The 19,163-nt window shown below is 59.7% G+C and carries 15 protein-coding genes and 1 tRNA gene; 13 read left to right on the top strand and 3 right to left on the bottom strand.

Going from position 1 to position 19,163, the window contains the following annotated elements; translation table 11 throughout:
• From truB to J2Y56_RS17145, 5 genes are all read left to right on the top strand, one after another.
• Positions 1–918 carry a tRNA pseudouridine(55) synthase TruB gene (truB, locus tag J2Y56_RS17125; protein WP_007942871.1) on the top strand — a complete coding sequence of 306 codons (918 nt, stop codon included), beginning with the start codon at positions 1–3 and terminating at the stop codon, positions 916–918.
• 262 nt (positions 919–1,180) lie between these two features.
• Positions 1,181–1,450 carry a 30S ribosomal protein S15 gene (rpsO, locus tag J2Y56_RS17130; RefSeq protein ID WP_003177875.1) on the top strand — a complete coding sequence of 90 codons (270 nt, stop codon included), beginning with the start codon at positions 1,181–1,183 and terminating at the stop codon, positions 1,448–1,450.
• A gap of 195 nt (positions 1,451–1,645) precedes the next feature.
• Positions 1,646–3,751 carry a polyribonucleotide nucleotidyltransferase gene (gene pnp / locus J2Y56_RS17135; protein ID WP_007942868.1) on the top strand — a complete coding sequence of 702 codons (2,106 nt, stop codon included), beginning with the start codon at positions 1,646–1,648 and terminating at the stop codon, positions 3,749–3,751.
• A gap of 131 nt (positions 3,752–3,882) precedes the next feature.
• A tRNA-Thr gene (locus tag J2Y56_RS17140) sits at positions 3,883–3,958 on the top strand.
• Between the two features lie 250 nt (positions 3,959–4,208).
• Positions 4,209–4,514 carry a DUF6388 family protein gene (locus J2Y56_RS17145; protein ID WP_007942833.1) on the top strand — a complete coding sequence of 102 codons (306 nt, stop codon included), beginning with the start codon at positions 4,209–4,211 and terminating at the stop codon, positions 4,512–4,514.
• 83 nt (positions 4,515–4,597) lie between these two features.
• Here the strand turns inward: J2Y56_RS17145 and nadC are convergent, their stop codons facing one another.
• The gene (nadC, locus tag J2Y56_RS17150; RefSeq protein ID WP_007942832.1) at positions 4,598–5,446 is read right to left on the bottom strand and encodes a carboxylating nicotinate-nucleotide diphosphorylase; all 849 of its coding nucleotides are present in this window, start codon (positions 5,444–5,446) and stop codon (positions 4,598–4,600) included.
• A gap of 152 nt (positions 5,447–5,598) precedes the next feature.
• On the opposite strand from nadC, the gene ampD reads away from it, so the two are divergent.
• The 4 genes from ampD to J2Y56_RS17170 all read left to right on the top strand — a co-directional run bounded on the left by ampD (position 5,599) and on the right by J2Y56_RS17170 (position 9,779).
• Positions 5,599–6,159 carry a 1,6-anhydro-N-acetylmuramyl-L-alanine amidase AmpD gene (ampD, locus tag J2Y56_RS17155; protein WP_007942831.1) on the top strand — a complete coding sequence of 187 codons (561 nt, stop codon included), beginning with the start codon at positions 5,599–5,601 and terminating at the stop codon, positions 6,157–6,159.
• Positions 6,156–6,992, top strand: coding sequence for a regulatory signaling modulator protein AmpE (gene ampE / locus J2Y56_RS17160; RefSeq protein ID WP_310334293.1), 837 nt, complete (start codon positions 6,156–6,158; stop codon positions 6,990–6,992). The genes ampD and ampE overlap by 4 nt, the downstream gene beginning before the upstream one ends.
• Positions 6,993–7,164: 172 nt before the next feature.
• Entirely contained in the window at positions 7,165–9,195 is a 2,031-nt protein-coding gene (locus J2Y56_RS17165) for a methyl-accepting chemotaxis protein (protein ID WP_310351525.1), read from the top strand.
• A 194-nt stretch (positions 9,196–9,389) separates the two neighbouring features.
• A complete protein-coding gene (locus J2Y56_RS17170) occupies positions 9,390–9,779 on the top strand; it encodes a hypothetical protein (protein WP_310351527.1) in 390 nt (129 codons plus the stop codon).
• On the opposite strand, the gene J2Y56_RS17175 is transcribed toward J2Y56_RS17170, so the two are convergent.
• Positions 9,780–10,556, bottom strand: a complete 777-nt coding sequence (locus J2Y56_RS17175) for a TatD family hydrolase (protein WP_150782317.1) — start codon at positions 10,554–10,556, stop codon at positions 9,780–9,782.
• A 3-nt stretch (positions 10,557–10,559) separates the two neighbouring features.
• Entirely contained in the window at positions 10,560–11,555 is a 996-nt protein-coding gene (gene cra / locus J2Y56_RS17180) for a catabolite repressor/activator (protein WP_033048671.1), read from the bottom strand.
• Between the two features lie 289 nt (positions 11,556–11,844).
• Between cra and ptsP the strand changes: the two genes are divergently transcribed.
• The 4 genes from ptsP to J2Y56_RS17200 all read left to right on the top strand — a co-directional run bounded on the left by ptsP (position 11,845) and on the right by J2Y56_RS17200 (position 19,085).
• On the top strand, positions 11,845–14,706 hold the full coding sequence (ptsP, locus tag J2Y56_RS17185; RefSeq protein ID WP_310334290.1) for a phosphoenolpyruvate--protein phosphotransferase: 2,862 nt from the start codon (positions 11,845–11,847) through the stop codon (positions 14,704–14,706).
• Positions 14,706–15,647 carry a 1-phosphofructokinase gene (gene pfkB / locus J2Y56_RS17190; protein WP_310351531.1) on the top strand — a complete coding sequence of 314 codons (942 nt, stop codon included), beginning with the start codon at positions 14,706–14,708 and terminating at the stop codon, positions 15,645–15,647. Before ptsP ends, pfkB begins: the two co-directional genes overlap by 1 nt.
• A gap of 11 nt (positions 15,648–15,658) precedes the next feature.
• Positions 15,659–17,398 (top strand): PTS fructose-like transporter subunit IIB, encoded by a 1,740-nt coding sequence (locus J2Y56_RS17195; protein WP_310351534.1) that lies wholly within the window; start codon positions 15,659–15,661, stop codon positions 17,396–17,398.
• 145 nt (positions 17,399–17,543) lie between these two features.
• On the top strand, positions 17,544–19,085 hold the full coding sequence (locus tag J2Y56_RS17200) for an alkaline phosphatase D family protein (RefSeq protein ID WP_310351537.1): 1,542 nt from the start codon (positions 17,544–17,546) through the stop codon (positions 19,083–19,085).
• Positions 19,086–19,163 lie beyond the last annotated feature (78 nt).

Raw genomic sequence — 19,163 nt, forward strand, 5'->3', positions numbered from 1 at the left:
GTGGCTCAGGTCAAACGTATCCGTCGTAACGTCAGCGGCATCATCCTGCTCGACAAGCCGCTGGGGTTCACCTCCAACGCCGCGTTGCAGAAGGTCCGCTGGTTGCTGAACGCCGAGAAGGCCGGACACACCGGCAGTCTCGATCCGCTGGCCACCGGCGTGTTGCCGTTGTGCTTCGGTGAGGCGACCAAGTTCTCGCAGTACCTGCTCGACTCTGACAAGGCTTATGAAACCCTGGCGCAACTGGGCAAGACCACCACCACGGCCGATGCCGAGGGTGAAGTTTTGCAGGAACGCCCGGTGACCGTTGGTCGCGCCGATGTCGAAGCTGTTTTACCCGGTTTTCGTGGGCAAATCAGTCAGATACCGCCGATGTACTCGGCGCTCAAGCGTGATGGTCAGCCGCTGTACAAGCTGGCCCGTGCAGGCGAAGTAGTGGAGCGCGAACCGCGTTCTGTTACTATTGCGCGCTTGGAATTGCTGGCCTTTGAAGGTGATACTGCGCGGCTTGCGGTGGATTGCAGCAAAGGCACCTATATCCGCACCCTGGTGGAGGATATTGGTGAGAAACTCGGTTGTGGCGCTTACGTTGCTGAACTGCGACGTACCCAGGCCGGGCCTTTCACGCTGGCGCAGACCGTCACGCTTGAAGAGCTGGAAGCGGTACATGCCGAAGGCGGCAATGAAGCGGTTGATCGCTTCCTGATGCCATCGGACAGCGGCCTGCTGGATTGGCCTCTGTTGCAGTTCTCGGAGCACAGCTCGTTCTACTGGCTTAACGGCCAACCGGTTCGAGCCCCGGATGCACCGAAGTTCGGCATGGTACGGGTACAGGATCACAACGGTCGCTTCATCGGTATCGGTGAAGTGAGCGAAGACGGGCGCATCGCGCCACGTCGACTGATTCGGTCAGAATGACCGGAACCAGTTTGGTGTAAAAGCGTAGCGAGCGAAGGGAAGACAAGGAAAAAACAGGCGAGGAAGCGGAGTTGACTGCTGTCAATGAGCATTCCGAGCCGGTTTTTGACGCAGGATTACCAAGCGCAGCAGCTTTTGCACAAACTGGGACGAGGGTGGCTGTTAACAGGCACGGTCACTACTCATTTTTAGATACAGGGATTTGTCCCTGGCCTGTTGAAGCTGTTTTTCTGAAACAGTTTCCTGATAAAAGGATTGCCTCATGGCTCTCGACGTTCAAGAAAAAGCTCAAATCGTAGCTGACTACCAGCAAGCTGTTGGTGACACTGGTTCGCCAGAAGTGCAAGTTGCACTGCTGACCCACAACATCAACAAGCTGCAAGGTCACTTCAAGGCCAACGGTAAAGATCACCACTCCCGTCGTGGTCTGATCCGCATGGTAAACCAGCGCCGTAAGCTGCTGGACTACCTGAAAGGCAAGGATCTGGGTCGTTATCAGACTCTGATCGGTCGCCTGGGTCTGCGTCGCTAATAAGCGATTGCGCTAGAGGTTGGTTGTCTGTCGCGCGTCAGTGGGTTTCCCGCTGGCGCATGGCAGGCTCCCAGCCTCAAGTTTTATCTGGATATACGTTTTACCCTGGACAGGCGTTGGGCCGACTCCCGACATTGCCCAAGAATTTCGCAAGAAGACAAGTTCCCCAAGAGCCACAAAAGAAGGTAGGACACCGTGAACCCGGTAATCAAAAAATTCCAGTTCGGTCAGTCGACCGTTACCCTCGAGACTGGCCGTATCGCCCGTCAGGCCTCCGGCGCAGTATTGGTCACCGTTGACGACGACGTCAGCGTATTGGTGACTGTCGTTGGTGCCAAGCAAGCCGATCCAGGCAAGGGCTTCTTCCCTCTGTCCGTTCACTACCAGGAAAAGACTTACGCTGCCGGTAAGATCCCTGGCGGTTTCTTCAAGCGCGAAGGCCGTCCTTCCGAGAAAGAAACCCTGACTTCCCGACTGATCGACCGTCCGATCCGTCCGCTGTTCCCAGAAGGCTTCATGAACGAAGTGCAGGTTGTCTGCACCGTCGTTTCCACCAGCAAGAAGACCGATCCGGACATCGCTGCGATGATCGGTACCTCGGCTGCCCTGGCCATCTCCGGCATTCCTTTCGATGGCCCGATCGGCGCTGCCCGCGTTGCGTTCCACGAAAGCACCGGTTACCTGCTGAACCCGACTTACGAACAACAGAAAGCTTCGAGCCTGGACATGGTCGTTGCCGGTACTTCGGAAGCCGTGTTGATGGTTGAATCGGAAGCCAAAGAGCTGACCGAAGACCAGATGCTGGGCGCGGTACTGTTTGCTCACGACGAGTTCCAGGTTGTGATCAACGCTGTCAAAGAACTGGCCGCTGAAGCTGCCAAGCCGACCTGGACCTGGGCTCCACAGCCTGAAGCCACCGCACTGCTGGGCGCTATCCGTGCCGAGTTCGGCGACGCGATCTCCCAGGCTTACACCATCACCATCAAGGCCGACCGTTACGCTCGTCTGGGCGAACTGAAAGACCAGGTGGTTGCCAAGCTGTCCGGTGAAGAAGGCCAGCCTTCCTCCAGCGAAGTCAAAGCGGCTTTCGGCGAAATCGAATACCGCACCGTTCGCGAAAACATCGTAAACGGCAAGCCACGTATCGACGGTCGCGACACCAAGACCGTACGTCCGTTGAACATCGAAGTCGGTGTTCTGCCTAAGACCCACGGCTCGGCGCTGTTCACCCGTGGCGAAACCCAGGCTCTGGTTGTTGCAACACTGGGTACCGCCCGTGACGCACAACTGCTGGACACCCTGGAAGGCGAGAAAAAAGACCCGTTCATGCTGCACTACAATTTCCCTCCGTTCTCGGTAGGTGAGTGTGGTCGCATGGGTGGCGCCGGTCGTCGCGAAATCGGTCACGGCCGTCTGGCCCGTCGTTCGATTGCAGCCATGCTGCCTGCCGCTGACGTGTTCCCGTACACCATTCGTGTTGTGTCGGAAATCACCGAGTCCAACGGTTCGAGCTCCATGGCATCGGTCTGCGGCGCTTCCCTGGCCCTGATGGATGCTGGCGTTCCGATGAAGGCACCGGTTGCCGGTATCGCCATGGGTCTGGTTAAAGAAGGCGAGAAATTCGCCATCCTGACCGACATCCTGGGTGACGAAGACCACCTCGGCGACATGGACTTCAAAGTAGCCGGTACCGCCAAAGGTGTTACCGCGCTGCAGATGGACATCAAGATCAAAGGCATCACCGAAGAAATCATGGAAATCGCTCTGGGCCAAGCCCTGGAAGCGCGCCTGAACATCCTCGGTCAGATGAACCAGATCATCGGCCAGTCGCGTACCGAACTGTCGGAAAACGCTCCGACCATGATCGCGATGAAAATCGACACCGACAAAATCCGTGACGTTATCGGTAAAGGCGGCGCGACCATTCGTGCGATCTGTGAAGAGACCAAGGCTTCGATCGACATCGAAGACGACGGCTCGATCAAGATCTTCGGCGAAACCAAGGAAGCGGCTGAAGCAGCACGTCAGCGCGTTCTGGGCATCACCGCAGAAGCTGAAATCGGCAAGATCTACGTGGGTAAGGTTGAGCGCATCGTCGACTTCGGCGCATTCGTCAACATCCTGCCAGGCAAGGACGGTCTGGTTCACATCTCCATGCTGAGCGACGCTCGCGTTGAGAAAGTGACCGACATCCTGAAAGAAGGCCAGGAAGTGGAAGTACTGGTACTGGACGTGGACAACCGCGGCCGTATCAAGCTATCCATCAAGGACGTAGCAGCAGCCAAGGCTTCGGGCGTTTAATCACTCCCCACGCCTGACCGCTTCAACGTTATAAAAAATGCCCCGCAGTGAAAACTGCGGGGCATTTTTTTGTCTGCAAAACGGGGTGTGAAGTTGCTGGCCTTCGAACCCGGTGCTAGGTTTAGCCCACTGCCCGTGTAGCTCAGTTGGTAGAGCAGCGCACTCGTAACGCGAAGGTCGCAGGTTCGACTCCTGTCTCGGGCACCATCCACCTGTTGTTTCAACTTTGTGCTCAAAGTCCTTCCAGCGTTTTTTGTCGAATTGATGTAAAAGTCCATATAAATCGGCAACCAAACGTCCTATATTCGGTACCTGCACACGCACCACTTTGCAGTTTTCAGATGATCCCCGAATGGTTCTGAAGGCCAGACAAGCCGGGCTTCTACCGGTTTTTTGCGTCAGAGAGATCCTTGATGATCCAGATCCATCTTCCATTCCCCAGATCAGCGAGAACGACATGACCGTTAAAGAATTGACCCAAGAAGCCAGACACGAAGAAGCGCTCAAAAAGTACTTGGTGGATTCGCCCCAGCTCGCCGAAGAGATCAAGGACCTGCCGGCCGACGATCAGAAAGACCAGATTCAATGGGCGTTTGAGGACGAGGCCGAAGCCCAGGGCTTGCAGCCGTGGGAATTGACGCTCAAATACACCTCCACCCCGGAAGAGTTCGAGGCTGCGCGCCTGGTGCTGCACAAGGAGGCGGCCGAGGTGCTGGGTGTCGAGTGGGAAGAATATTGCGAGATGAACAATCTGGTGGTTTGAGAGCAGCTTCAGGTTTCAAGCGGCAAGCTACATGCCAAAGCAAACCTGCTTGAAGCCTGGAGCTTGCCGCTCGTAGCTGGGGCTCAGAGGCTCAAACGCATCGACAGATCGATAGCCTTCACGTCCTTGGTCATCGCGCCAATCGAAATGTAATCGACCCCGGTTTCGGCGACTGGCAGCAACGTACTTTCATTGATTCCGCCGCTGGCCTCCAGTTTGGCCTTGCCCGCGTTCAGGCGCACGGCTTCACGCATGTCATCCAGGCTCAATTCATCGAGCATGATGATGTCAGCACCCGCCGTCAGAGCTTCCTTGAGCTCGCTCAGGCTTTCCACTTCGATCTCCACCGGTTTGCCCGGGGCGATCTTGTGCGCGGCGTTAATGGCTTCAGGGATGCCACCGCTGGCGGCGATATGGTTTTCCTTGATCAGGAAGGCGTCATACAGACCGATGCGGTGGTTGTGGCAGCCGCCGCAGGTCACGGCGTACTTCTGCGCCAGACGCAGACCGGGCAGGGTTTTGCGGGTGTCGAGCAACTTCACTTGGGTGTTGGCGACAAAATCAGCCAGGTACTGCGCACGCGTGGCCACGCCTGACAGCAATTGCAGGAAGTTCAGTGCACTGCGTTCGCCGCTGAGCAGCGAGCGCGCCGGGCCTTCGAGGTGGAACAGCACCTGATTGGGTTTTACCCGTTCGCCGTCACACACTTGCCAATGCACTGCGACCCGTGGGTCCAGCTGCCGGAACACCGCATCAACCCACGCAGTGCCGGCAATGACGGCGGCATCACGAGTGATGATGGTGGCTTTTGCCAGGCGTTCGGCCGGGATCAACTGCGCGGTGATGTCGCCGCTGCCGATGTCTTCTCGCAACGCACGGCGTACGTTGGCTTCGATTTCGGCGGTCAGGTCGGCGAGACGTAGATTCGGCATAACGGGCTCCACAAACAAAGTGGTCCGATTATAGGGCCATGGCACGAGTCAACCCAAGGTCTCATAGACGTTCCATTCGCGGCAATGATCGCATCTGGAGGGGCTATCGCGGCATACTGGGCGCCAACACAGTCGTCGTTGAAGGAACCGGTATGCAGTTGGACCCCGCGAGTGGTTGGTGTCAGGACGTGCGTTTATGCCCCTCACCCAACTTCAATGCGCGCCCCTCGGGCGAAATTTCCCTGCTGGTGATCCACAACATCAGCTTGCCGCCAGCGCAGTTCGCCACCGGCAAAGTGCAGGAATTCTTCCAGAATCGTCTGGATGTCACGGAGCATCCTTATTTTGAAGGCATTGCTGACTTGCGGGTGTCCGCCCACTTTCTGATTGAGCGCGACGGTGCTGTCACTCAGTTTGTCTCTTGCATTGAACGTGCCTGGCACGCCGGTGTTTCGAGTTTCGAGGGCCGGGACACCTGTAACGATTTTTCGGTGGGCATCGAGCTTGAAGGCACGGATGATCTGCCGTTCACCGATGCTCAGTATCTTGCGCTGACGGCTTTGACCCGACAGCTGCAAAACGCCTACACCGGCATCACTGCGCAGCGCATTTGCGGGCACAGCGACGTCGCGCCGGGGCGCAAGACCGATCCAGGACCGGCGTTCGACTGGGCACGCTATCGCGCGGCCCTGGCAAAAGAGGAAGGACAATGAGTTTTCTGGTGTTGCTGTTGGCGGTGTGGATCGAGAAATTCTCGGCACTGCGCCATCGGGTCCAGCGAGATGGCGGTTGGGTGCGCGAGCTGAACAAGCTTGAGGTCACGCCACGTCTGATCGACCGGTCATGGTTAATCCTGATCATTATGGTGTTGTTGCCGGTCGCGCTGTTGGGGTTACTGCTCGTGGTGCTGGAGCCCTTGGCCTACGGTCTGCTGGCGTTACCGGTGCATTTGCTGGTGGTGATTTACAGCCTGGGCCGAGGCGATCTGTTGGCGGGCTTGGGGCCATTTCGCGATGCCTGGCGCCGGGAAGACCTGCAAGCCGCTGAGCATGTGGCCGAACGTGACCTGGATATTTGCGCCGAAAGTGGCGAGCAATTGCTGGAACGGGTCGAAGCACACCTGCTGTGGGAGGCTTATCAAAGTTTCTTTGCGGTCATTTTCTGGTACTTCCTGCTGGGGCCGGTTGCGGCCCTGAGTTATCGCTTGCTGGCACTGGCCGAGGAGCATGGGCAGAACCCGGCCGTGGTCGAGCGCGCGGCACAATTGCGCCACGCCTTTGATTGGGTGCCCGTGCGGTTGCTGGCGATGAGTTTTGCGCTGATCGGCAATTTTGTGGCGGTCAGCCGGGTGATGTTGCATGAGTTGCTGAACTGGAACATCAGCGCTGCTCAGCTGATCGAGAAAGTCGGGCTGGTAGCCGGTGAAATTCCGGCCCCGGTCGTCGGACCGGATGGCATCAACAGCCTGGACCGGATCTGGGAGTTGCTACTGCGCGCGGCAGTGCTCTGGTACGCCGGTTTTGCGCTGTGGACGGTGCTCCCGTAACACTTCAATCCCAGTAGCAGCAGGCTGCTACAGGGATTGATCTCCCCGCGTTAACCTTAAGTTACAAAACATCCTGCCGATTTAAGATATACAGGGATAGCGCTCGATAGTGGCTATCTGCCGCTGGCCTGCGCCTGCCAAATAAAAATAAGAACTCAAAGGGAGACTTCCAGTGAAGAGCTTGCTCTATCCCGCCGTCGCGCTGATGAACCGCCTGAGCTTCGGCATGAAGTTCAGCCTGATCAGCGTGCTGTTCCTTGTGCCCATGCTGGTGACCAACTTCTATCTGGTGCGCGACTCCTATCGTGAATTTCAGGGCACACAAGTCGAACTGCAGAGCCTCAACCTGCTGGGCAGCGGCCTGACCCTTCGGCGAGACCTGGAGACACTGAATAATCTGGTACAGATCAACGTCACGCTGGGCCAGTCCGGCAAGGCCGGCAATGTCGAGTCGAAGATCGGCACGCTGGAGCAAAGTATCCTGGCGCGCCTGCAAGGGCTGACGGCAATGACCACTGATCCAGAGCAGATCACCGCTTTTGATGGCAAGCGCGATGAAATGATTGCCGCTTTCAAGGCCCAGCAAGCGGAAACCTCCCTGCAAAGTAAAAGCGGCATGATCGGCAAACTGCTCGGCAGCGCGCAGATTTTCAGCCAGATCATCGCCACTCAGGCCGGCCTCAGTCGCGACAATCAAAGCGACATGCGTCAACTGAGCGAACTGATCACCAGCGTCACTCCACCTGTGACCCAACTGCTGGGCGAAGGCCGCGCGATGGGTTCCTTTTCGCTGGGGCAAGGCTTTATCAACTCGGCGTCGAGCACTCGATTTGATGAGCTGTTGGCGCAGATCGAAAAGCTTCAGGGCGAATACGGCCTGAAATTGCAGGACGCCTTGGGCTCCAGCAAAGCGGCGCGTGAAACCCTGGCCGCTCAAGCGGATAGCAGCAAGGCTTCGCTGAAAAAAGCCAGTGAGCTGTTCGAAGAAAAAGTGGTGATGGCGGACACACTCGATACACCCTGGCAGGGTTTTTACGATCAGGTCACTGGCCTGATGGACCAAACTTACCAACTCAACGAAGCCACCTTGAAATTCCTCGGTACCCAGTTGCAGCAGCGACTGGAGCAAAACCGCACTCACATGATCTTGCAGGCCGTGGCGCTGTCGGTGGTGTTTGTGCTGATTTTCTACCTTTACGGCGGCTTCTACGCTTCAACCCGCACCACCCTCAAGCGGCTTGGCGCCATGATGGACACAGTCGCTGCCGGCGACATGACGGTGACCTTCCGTGCGCAAAGCCGCGATGAACTTGGCGAGTTGGGTGAGGTGTTCAACGGCACCGTGAAGAAAATCCATGACCTGATCGAGCGAGTCGGCAAGACCGTCAATGAGGTCGAGCGTCAGGCCGGGCAGGTTCAAAGCGTTTCTACCCAGAGCAACCAGGCAGTGGCCGGGCAGCGTACGCAGATCGAGCAGGTCGCCACGGCCATGAACCAGATGTCGGCCACCTCCCTTGAGGTGGCGCGCAGTGCCGCCGCCGCGGTCAGCAGCGCCCACAGCGTCAATGACGAGACCATCACCGGCCGCGGGCTGGTGGCGTCCCAGCAGGGCAGCATCGCGCAATTGGCCAGTGAGATCGATCAGTCGGTGCTGGTGATCAATCAATTGGCCAGCGACAGCCAGTCCATCAGCCGTGTGCTGGAGGTGATCAAAAGCATCGCTGAGCAAACCAATCTTTTGGCCCTTAACGCGGCCATCGAAGCCGCTCGGGCCGGTGAGCAGGGGCGTGGTTTTGCGGTGGTGGCCGATGAGGTCCGCACGCTCGCCAAGCGCACCCAGCAATCGACCGAAGAAATCGAGCAGATGATCAGCAAGCTCCACAGCGGCGTCGGTGCGGCGGTGAAGGCCATGAGCATCAGCCATCAGGTGGCCGACGGCACGGTCGGGCAATCGGAAAAGGTCCAACAGGCGCTGGAAAACATCCTCGGTGCCGTCGGCATGATCGTTGACCAGAACCAGCAAATCGCTGCCGCCGTCGAGCAGCAGACCGCCGTCGCCCACGACATCGATCAGAACATCGTCGAAATCAACCGTGCCGGCGAGCGCACCGCCGAAGGTGCGCACCAGACCGAGGATGCCAGCCGTGCGTTGTCGGCTCAGGTGGTGGAACTCAAGCACCTGATCAGCGCATTCCGGGTGTAATACCCCGCTGTGGGAGCGACCTGTGGCGAGGGGACTTATCGGAACGCCGCAGGTCACTCCCACAGGTTTTATGCACCATCTGTAGTATTTGTGTCCATTGCAGGTGAGACCTGTCCTGTTTTCCTCCGCAGTCTTGTTTTTGGTCTTCAATAAGGATGATCATCCAGTCTGACCTGCCCTGAGGAGGCTCGGCGATGTCTGTTCTAACCATGGGAATTCAGGGTCACTGCGCCCATTGCGGGTGTACCTGTGTGCTCGAAGCCTGGCAGCTCAACGCCATTGCTATCAACGAGTCGTTCGCCTGTACGCACTGCCATAAAACCTTGCAGTTGATCGACCCGAAACAGATCAGGCGCTTCAAGTCTCTCGACTCACTGGCCATGCTCCGGGCGAGCACTCTGGTGATGGTGTGCACCGCGGTTCTGGTGGCATTGGTCATGGAATGGATCGGAATGCTCAGCGTGGTTGAACAGCTGAATTTTTCGCTGATCGCGATTCTGGTCTACTACGCCGTCAATCAGTTCGCCCGACATCGGCGACACCTGACGCTGATTCTGGAAGCCGCCAAGGCCCATGCCGACTGATTACCAGTTGAACAACTCGCAAGCATTAGCCGTGCTGATGGCGGCCAATTGCCCAGGGCTGATCGCCATGATCTGCGCCAGTGCCGCGCAGATCGCCGGCAGGTGCGCCGGGCTGTTGCGTTGACCGGGAAACATGGCGGGAGCCATGTCCGGTGAGTCGGTTTCCAGCACCACGGACGCCAGCGGCAAATTGGCGAGCACGCGATGCATGCGCAGCGCCTGTGGCCAGGTCGCGGCGCCGCCCAGACCCAGTTTGAAACCGAGCTTGATGTACTCGTGCGCTTCTTCCTTGCTGCCCGCAAAGGCGTGGATGATCCCTGCGCGTTTCAGACGAAAGCGTTTCAATGTGGCAATCACCGCCGCATGGCTGCGCCGCACATGAATCAGCGCCGGCAGGTTGAAGTCCGCCGCCAGTTGCAGTTGCGCATCGAACAGCGCCTGTTGACGCTCTCGGTCGAGGGTTTCGATGAAGTAATCCAGACCGATTTCGCCCACGGCGCACAACTGCCGATGGCCGGCCAGACGCGTCAGCCAGTCGGCGAGCGCCTGTAAATCTTCAGGTCGGTGATCATCCAGGTAAACCGGGTGCAAACCGAATGCAGCATGCAAGTCTGGATCGCTTTGCACCAACTCCCAGACTCGCTGCCAATTCGCCTGATAAACCCCCAACACCACCATCCGCCGCACACCCAGGGCGCGGCTTTCGGCCAGCAGCGCCTGACGGTCCTCGTCGAAATCCGGAAAATCCAGATGAGTGTGGCTGTCGATCAGCTCCACGGTTCAGTCCCGCCGAATACGCTGCTTGAAAGTCCGCGCGATGGCCTGCACGCCGGGTTGGTAATCGGACTGCTCGATGGCGGCCAGTGCGAGCGCAAGGGCTTTGTCGGCGATCAACTGATGCTGCTGGGCCATGGCGTTGACCGGCAGCGGCAGAAAGTCCAACAGCTGGGTGTCGCCGAACGTTCCCAGGCGCAACGGACGGGTTTTCAGCGGATAGTCATGCAAGGCATCGAACACACCCTGAAGCAGCACGTAGGAGGTGGTCACCAGCGCATCCGGCAAATGGCCCAGACGCTGGAGCATTTCTTCCATCAACTGCTTGCCGCACTCGCGGCTGAACGACTCGCCGTGCTCGATCAATACCTCGCCCTGGAAGCCGTCCAGCGCTTCTTTGAAGCCGGCCGCGCGTTCCTGACTGATACTCAACTCGGGGCGCGCGCCGATCAAGGCGATCTGCTTGGGCAACGGGTCCAGTAGACTGCGGGTCAAGTGCAGGCTGGCCTCGCGGTCATCACTGATCACCGAGCAGAAATGCTCGGGCTCCATGACCCGGTCGATGGCGATGATCGGAATGCCCTTGGCCTGCAACTGGCGATAGCTGTCATCACCTGTCGGCAGGCAACTGGCGACGATCAGCGCATCGCAGCGCCGGGCGCGGAACAGTTGCAGCAATTGCCGTTCACTGTCCGGCGCATCGTCGGAACTGGCGATCAGCAATTGATAGCCGCGTGCCCGGGCGCCTTGTTCCAGCAGTTTGGCGATTCGTGCGTAACTGGGGTTTTCCAGGTCCGGCAGAATAAACCCCAAGGTGCGTGTGTGCCGACTGCGCAACCCGGCGGCTTGAGGGTTGGGCGTAAAGCCATGTTGTTCGACGACCGCGCGCACGCGCTCGACAGTGGCACTGCTGATGCGTTGCTGTTCGGCCTTGCCATTAATGACATAACTGGCGGTGGTTACGGACACACCGGCCAACTGTGCGATATCACTGAGTTTCAACTCGGGATTTCCTTGTTTTTTCGAGCTTGCCCGACATTTTCGCCAATCCTACCCGAATCAGGCAGACGACTAATGTCCAAGCACATCCGACAAGTTGGGCTTCAAGGATGAGACATTATCGAGTAACGTGCCAAGCATTCTAGATTAAACGTTTCAGCAGGCGTATTTTCGGGGCTGTAAGCACCTTTGGCCGGTTCTGCCGTGAAACCGCCAAAAGTGAAGATTAGGCGCCTGTGCTGATTCATTCAAAACAATACCTGGCGTCATCAGATGCCAAAAAGGAGAAAGCATGCTCGAGCTCACCCTAGAGCAGATTTCCATGGGCCAATCGGCTGTGGATAAGTCCGCTGCGTTACAGTTATTGGCCGAGCATTTGATCGCTGATGGCCTGGTTGCCGAGGGCTATCTGGCCGGCTTGCAGGCGCGAGAAGCTCAGGGCTCGACCTTTCTCGGACAAGGTATTGCCATCCCCCACGGTACACCGCAAACCCGCGATCTGGTGTTTACCACCGGCGTGCGGCTGATGCAGTTCCCCGAGGGCGTGGATTGGGGCGACGGCCAGATCGTTTACCTGGCGATCGGTATCGCGGCCAAGTCCGATGAACATTTGCGATTGTTGCAACTGCTGACCCGCGCCCTCGGCGAAACCGATCTGGGCCAGGCTCTGCGCCGTGCCAGCTCCGCCGAGGCCTTGTTGAAACTGCTGCAAGGCGCGCCGCAGGAATTGGCGCTGGATGCACAGATGATCGGCTTGGGTGTGTCCGCCGATGACTTCGAGGAACTGGTCTGGCGCGGTGCGCGTTTGCTGCGCCAGGCCGATTGCGTCAGCAACGGTTTCTCCGCCGTGTTGCAACAGGTCGAAGCGTTACCGCTGGGCGATGGCTTGTGGTGGTTGCACAGCGAACAAACGGTGAAGCGCCCGGGCCTGGCCTTCGTCACCCCGGACAAACCGATGCGCTACCTCGGCCAGCCACTCAGCGGTCTGTTCTGCCTGGCCAGCCTCGGTGAGGCGCATCAAGCCTTGCTCGAACGTCTTTGTGCGTTGCTGATTGAAGGTCGCGGTCACGAACTGGGCCGCGCCACCAGCAGTCGCAAGGTGCTCGAAGTGCTGGGTGGCGAACTGCCGGCGGACTGGCCGAGCGCTCGCATCGCCCTGGCCAACGCCCACGGCTTGCACGCGCGCCCGGCGAAAATCCTCGCGCAACTGGCGAAAAGTTTTGAAGGTGAAATTCGCGTACGCATCGTCGACGGCCAGGACAGTGCGGTATCGGTAAAAAGCTTGAGCAAACTGCTCAGTCTCGGCGCCCGTCGGGGCCAAGTGCTGGAATTCGTTGCCGAGCCGAGCATTGCCGCCGATGCCTTGCCGGCCTTGTTGACTGCCATCGAAGACGGCCTCGGTGAAGAGGTCGAGCCATTGCCGGCGGTGAGCCAACAGCACGAAGCAGTTGCCGAGGTGGCCGAAGTGCTGCTCGCCCCGGCGTCCGGCAGTGTCATTCAAGCCATCGCCGCGGCCCCGGGTATTGCCATCGGTCCGGCGCATATTCAGGTGCTGCAAATCATCGATTATCCGTTGCGTGGCGAGTCTGCCAGCATCGAACGTGAGCGTCTCATACACGCAATGGCGCAGGTGCGTCGCGACATCCAAGGCTTGATCGATCGTAGCAAGTCCAAGGCCATCCGCGAGATTTTCATCACTCACCAGGAAATGCTCGACGACCCGGAGCTGAGCGATGAAGTCGACACCCGTCTCAAACAAGGCGAAAGCGCCGAGGCGGCGTGCATGGCGGTGATCGAAGCGGCGGCCCGGCAACAGGAATCGTTGCAGGACGCATTGCTCGCCGAGCGGGCGGCTGATTTGCGCGACATTGGCCGTCGTGTGCTGGCGCAACTGGCTGGCGTTGAAACGCCGAGCGAGCCGGACCAGCCTTACATTCTGGTGATGGACGAAGTGGGGCCGTCCGATGTGGCGCGTCTCGACCCGGCTCGCGTCGCCGGTATTCTCACGGCTCGGGGCGGCGCCACGGCGCACAGCGCCATTGTTGCCCGGGCGCTGGGCATTCCAGCGCTGGTCGGTGCCGGGGAGGCCGTGTTGCTGCTGGCGCCGGGTACGCCTTTACTGATTGATGGCCAACGCGGTCGCTTGCATGTGGACGCCGATGTGTTGACCTTGCAACGCGCCACGGAAGAGCGCGACACCCGCGAACTGCGTTTGCAAAGGGCCGCTGAACAACGCCATCAACCGGCCCTCACCACCGATGGTCACGCGGTCGAAGTGTTCGCCAACATTGGCGAAAGCGCGGGCGTCACCAGCGCGGTGGAGCAGGGCGCCGAAGGCATTGGCTTGTTGCGCACCGAACTGATTTTCATGGCCCACCAGCAGGCGCCGGACGAAGCTACCCAGGAAGTCGAATACCGTCGCGTCCTCGACGGCCTGGCAGGTCGGCCGCTGGTGGTGCGTACCCTCGACGTCGGTGGCGACAAACCGTTGCCGTATTGGCCCATCGCCAAGGAAGAAAACCCGTTCCTCGGCGTGCGGGGCATTCGCCTGACGCTGCAACGTCCGAAGATCATGGAAGCGCAATTGCGCGCCTTGCTGCGGGCCGCCGACAACCGTCCGCTGCGCATCATGTTTCCGATGGTGGGCAACGTCGATGAATGGCGTCAGGCGCGGGACATGACCGAACGTTTGCGTCTGGAAATCCCGGTTGCGGACCTGCAACTGGGGATTATGATCGAAGTGCCGTCGGCGGCCTTGTTGGCGCCGGTGCTGGCCAAAGAGGTCGACTTCTTCAGCGTCGGCACCAACGACCTGACGCAATACACCTTGGCCATCGACCGCGGTCATCCGACCTTGTCCGCCCAGGCCGACGGCTTGCACCCGGCGGTGCTACAACTGATCGACATCACCGTGCGCGCGGCGCATGCCCATGGCAAATGGGTCGGCGTGTGCGGCGAACTGGCGGCCGACCCGCTGGCGGTGCCGGTGTTGGTCGGACTGGGTGTGGACGAACTCAGCGTCTCGGGTCGCAGCATTGCCGAGGTCAAGGCGCGTATTCGTGAGCTCAACCTCGCCCAGACGCAAACTCTCGCCCGACAGGCCCTGGCCGTGGGTAGCGCCAATGAAGTGCGCGCATTAGTGGAGGCTCTGTAATGGCCCGGATTTTAACCCTCACCCTCAATCCGGCACTGGACCTGACCGTCCAGTTGCCACGCCTGGAACCCGGTCAGGTCAACCGCAGCGGCGCCATGCACACCCACGCCGCCGGTAAAGGCGTGAACGTGGCGCAAGTGTTGGCGGACCTCGGCCATCAGCTGACCGTCAGCGGATTTCTCGGAGAGGACAATCTTCAGGCGTTCGAAACCCTGTTCGCCAAACGCGGTTTTGTCGACGCGTTTATCCGGGTTCCGGGCGAGATTCGCAGCAACATCAAACTGGCGGAAAGCGACGGGCGCATCACCGACCTCAATGGTCCGGGGCCGAGGGTCAGTGAAGCCGCGCAGCAGGCGTTGTTTGATCGCCTTGTGCAGATTGCGCCCGGTCATGATGTGGTCGTCGTCGCCGGAAGTTTGCCGCAAGGCGTCAGTGCGCACTGGCTGCAGGCGTTGATTGTGCGCTTGAAAAAACTCGGATTGAACGTCGCCCTCGACACCAGCGGCGAAGCCTTGCGCGTTGCACTCAAGGCCGGCCCGTGGCTGATCAAGCCCAACACCGAAGAGCTGGCCGATGCGCTGGGTTGCGAGGTCGTTTCGGTGGCTGCCCAGGCCAAAGCCGCGAGCCGTTTGCACGCTCTAGGCATCGAGCACGTGGTGATCTCCCACGGGGCGGATGGCGTGAACTGGTTCAGTGTCGGTTCGGCATTGCATGCCACGCCGCCCAAGGTCAGCGTCGCCAGCACGGTGGGCGCGGGCGATTCGTTGTTGGCCGGCATGCTCCATGGATTGCTCAGCGCCGATACGCCTGAACAGACCCTGCGCACCGCCACGGCGATTGCCGCGATGGCGGTCACCCAGATCGGTTTCGGCATCGGCGATGCCAAGCAATTGGCGCAGCTTGAACAGGGTGTGCGCGTGCGTCCCCTGACAGAACAATAAGAGGGTTTGTGATGAAATTAGCCATTGTTACGGCCTGCCCGAACGGCATGGTCACCAGTGTGCTGTGCGCCCGTTTGCTTGATGCGGCGGCACAGCGCCAGGGCTGGAGCACCAGTGTCGAAGTCAACGATGCGGCGCACCCGGAACGTCAACTATCGGCGGCCACGATCGAGGCGGCCCAGTGGGTGTTGCTGGTGACCAGCGCGTCGGTGGATATGTCGCGATTCGTCGGCAAGCGGGTGTTCCAGAGCACCCCGGCGCAAGCCCTGCAAGATGTTGAAGCGGTGCTGCGTCGCGGTGCTGAAGAGGCTCAGGTTTACGTCACCCCCGAAGCCGTGGCCGAGCCTGTCGCCCTCGTAAAAAACGCCCCGCGTCTGGTCGCGATTACCGCGTGCCCGACCGGCGTCGCTCACACTTTCATGGCCGCCGAAGCCTTGCAGCAAGCGGCCAAGCGTCTGGGTTATGACCTGCAAGTGGAAACCCAGGGCTCGGTCGGCGCGCGCAATCCGTTGAGCGCGGCGGCGATTGCCGATGCCGATGTGGTGTTGTTGGCCTGTGATATCGAAGTCGCCACCGAGCGTTTCGCCGGCAAGAAGATTTACCGCTGCGGCACCGGCATAGCGCTGAAACAGGCCGAAGCGACGCTGAATAAAGCACTGGCCGAAGGTCGGCAGGAAACCGCTGCCACGGGTTCACAAGGCCCGGCCAAGCAAGAGAAGACGGGCGTTTACAAACACCTGCTGACCGGCGTGTCGTTCATGCTGCCGATGGTGGTGGCGGGCGGGTTGATGATTGCGTTGTCCTTTGTGTTCGGCATCACCGCGTTCAAGGAGCCGGGCACATTGGCGGCTGCGCTGATGCAGATCGGCGGTGACACCGCATTCAAGTTGATGGTGCCGCTGCTGGCAGGCTACATCGCCTACTCGATTGCCGACCGGCCGGGCCTGGCGCCGGGGATGATCGGCGGGATGTTGGCAAGCACCCTGGGTGCCGGTTTTATCGGCGGGATCATTGCCGGTTTCATCGCCGGTTATGCGGCGCAGGCGATCAACCGCTACGCGCGTTTGCCGCAGAGTCTTGAGGCGCTGAAGCCAATCCTGATCATCCCGCTGCTGGCGAGTCTGTTCACCGGGCTGGTGATGATTTACGTGGTCGGCAAACCGGTGGCCGGGATGCTGGAAGGGCTGACGCACTTCCTCGACAGCATGGGCACCACCAATGCGATTTTGCTCGGTGTGTTGTTGGGCGGGATGATGTGCGTGGACCTTGGCGGGCCGATCAACAAGGCGGCTTATGCGTTCTCGGTGGGGCTGCTGGCGTCGCAGAGTTATGCACCCATGGCCGCGACCATGGCTGCCGGCATGGTGCCGCCGATTGGCTTGGGCATTGCCACGTTCATTGCGCGACGAAAGTTTGCCCAGACCGAGCGCGAGGCCGGCAAAGCGGCGCTGGTGCTGGGCTTGTGCTTCATCTCCGAAGGGGCCATTCCGTTTGCTGCGAAAGACCCGTTGCGGGTGATTCCGGCGAGCATTGCCGGTGGCGCCCTGGCCGGGGCATTGTCGATGTATTTCGGCTGCAAACTGATGGCGCCGCACGGCGGATTGTTTGTATTGGCGATCCCGAATGCGATCAACCATGCGCTGTTGTACCTGCTGGCGATTGTCGCCGGGAGTATTCTGACGGCGGTGGCGTATGCGCTGCTCAAACGGCCTGTAGCTGTGGAGCTGGCGCTGGAGCCCGCCCAGGCCTGACACCACCAAACCCTTGTGGGAGCGAGCCTGCTCGCGATGAGGCCCTCACATTCAACATCTTTGTTGACTGTCAGACCGCTATCGCGAGCAGGCTCGCTCCCACAGGTGGGCATGTACTTTAGTTTTCCTTTTCAGGGAGAACACCATGAGCGAATTTGACCCCGGTCGCCGTCTTGTCATCCAGGCGGTGGGCGCGGGGCTACTGTTACCGGGGCTTGCGCCGGCCGTGATCGCTTCGGTCAGGGATCGTCCGCAACTCACCGATGGCGTGCAGTCCGGCGACGTGCTGGGTGACCGGGCGATGATCTGGAGCCGCTGCGACCGTCCGGCGCGGATGGTGGTGGAATGGGATACCCGCAGTCTGTTCAGCAACCCGCGCCGATTGGTCTCGCCATTGGCTGATGCCCGCAGCGATTTCACCGCGCGGGTGGAGCTCACCGGGCTGCCCGCCGATCAGGCGATTTTCTATCGCGTGTCCTTCGAAGACGCCCAAAGCGGTGTCGCCAGCGAACCCTGGTTCGGCCATTTGCGCAGCGTGCCACAAACCCGCCGTGACATTCGTTTTGTCTGGAGCGGCGACACCGCCGGCCAGGGCTTTGGCATCAACCCGGACATTGGCGGCATGCGCATCTACGAAGCCATGCGGTTGCGCCTGCCGGACTTTTTTATCCACAGCGGCGACACCATCTATGCCGACGGCCCCATACCCGCGCAACTGACCACCGAAAGTGGCCGGGTGTGGCGCAATATCACCAGCGAAGCCAAGAGCAACGTCGCGCAAAGCCTCGACGATTTTCGCGGTAACTACCGCTACAACCTGATGGATGAAAACATCCGCCGCTTCAACGCCGAGGTCCCGCAGATCTGGCAATGGGACGACCATGAAGTGGTGAACAATTGGTCGCCGGGCAAGCCACTGGATGTGCGCTATCAGGAGAAAGATATCCCCGACCTGGTCGGCCGCGGGCGTCAGGCCTGGCTCGAATACGCACCCATGCGCTTGCAGAGTGCCGACAATGGCGGGCGGATTTATCGCAAGCTCGGCTATGGGCCGCTGCTCGATGTGTTTGTGCTCGATATGCGCAGTTATCGCGGCGCCAACGATGACAACCTCGGCGCTGCAAAACCCTTTCTCGGGCGTGAGCAACTGGACTGGCTCAAGCAGGAAATGAATGGCTCGCAAGCGCAGTGGAAAGTCATCGCCGCCGACATGTCGATTGGTCTTGGCGCGCCCGACGGAGAGGTCAGCCCCGGCGTGACACGGTGGGAAGCGGTGGCCAATGGTGACCCGGGACCGGCGCAGGGGCGGGAGCTGGAAATCGCTGAATTGTTAGGATTCTTGCGGGCGCAGCAGGTGCGCAACTTTGTGTTTTTGACGGCGGAAGTCCACTACTGCGCGGCGCATCATTACCACCCGGATCATGCCGCGTTTCAGGACTTTGATCCGTTCTGGGAGTTCGTCGCCGGGCCTTTGAACGCAGGGAGTTTTGGGCCGGATCGGCTGGATAAGACATTCGGCCCTGAGGTGATTTTCGAGAAGGCATCACCGACGCACAACGCCTCGCCGTTTGCCGGGTTTCAGTTTTTTGGCGAGGTGAATATTGATGGGCAGACGGGGGAGATGAGGGTGGTGTTGCGGGATCTGGATGGGGTGTCAGTGTTTGAGCAAAAGGTGCAGCCGGTCTGAGAGGGCTGCGCTCATTTTAGGTTCGCCACTGAACCAATGTGGGAGCGAGCTTGCTCGCGATTGCGGTATAACAGCCAA

The organism is Pseudomonas sp. BE134, from assembly GCF_031456105.1.
GTDB lineage: Bacteria > Pseudomonadota > Gammaproteobacteria > Pseudomonadales > Pseudomonadaceae > Aquipseudomonas.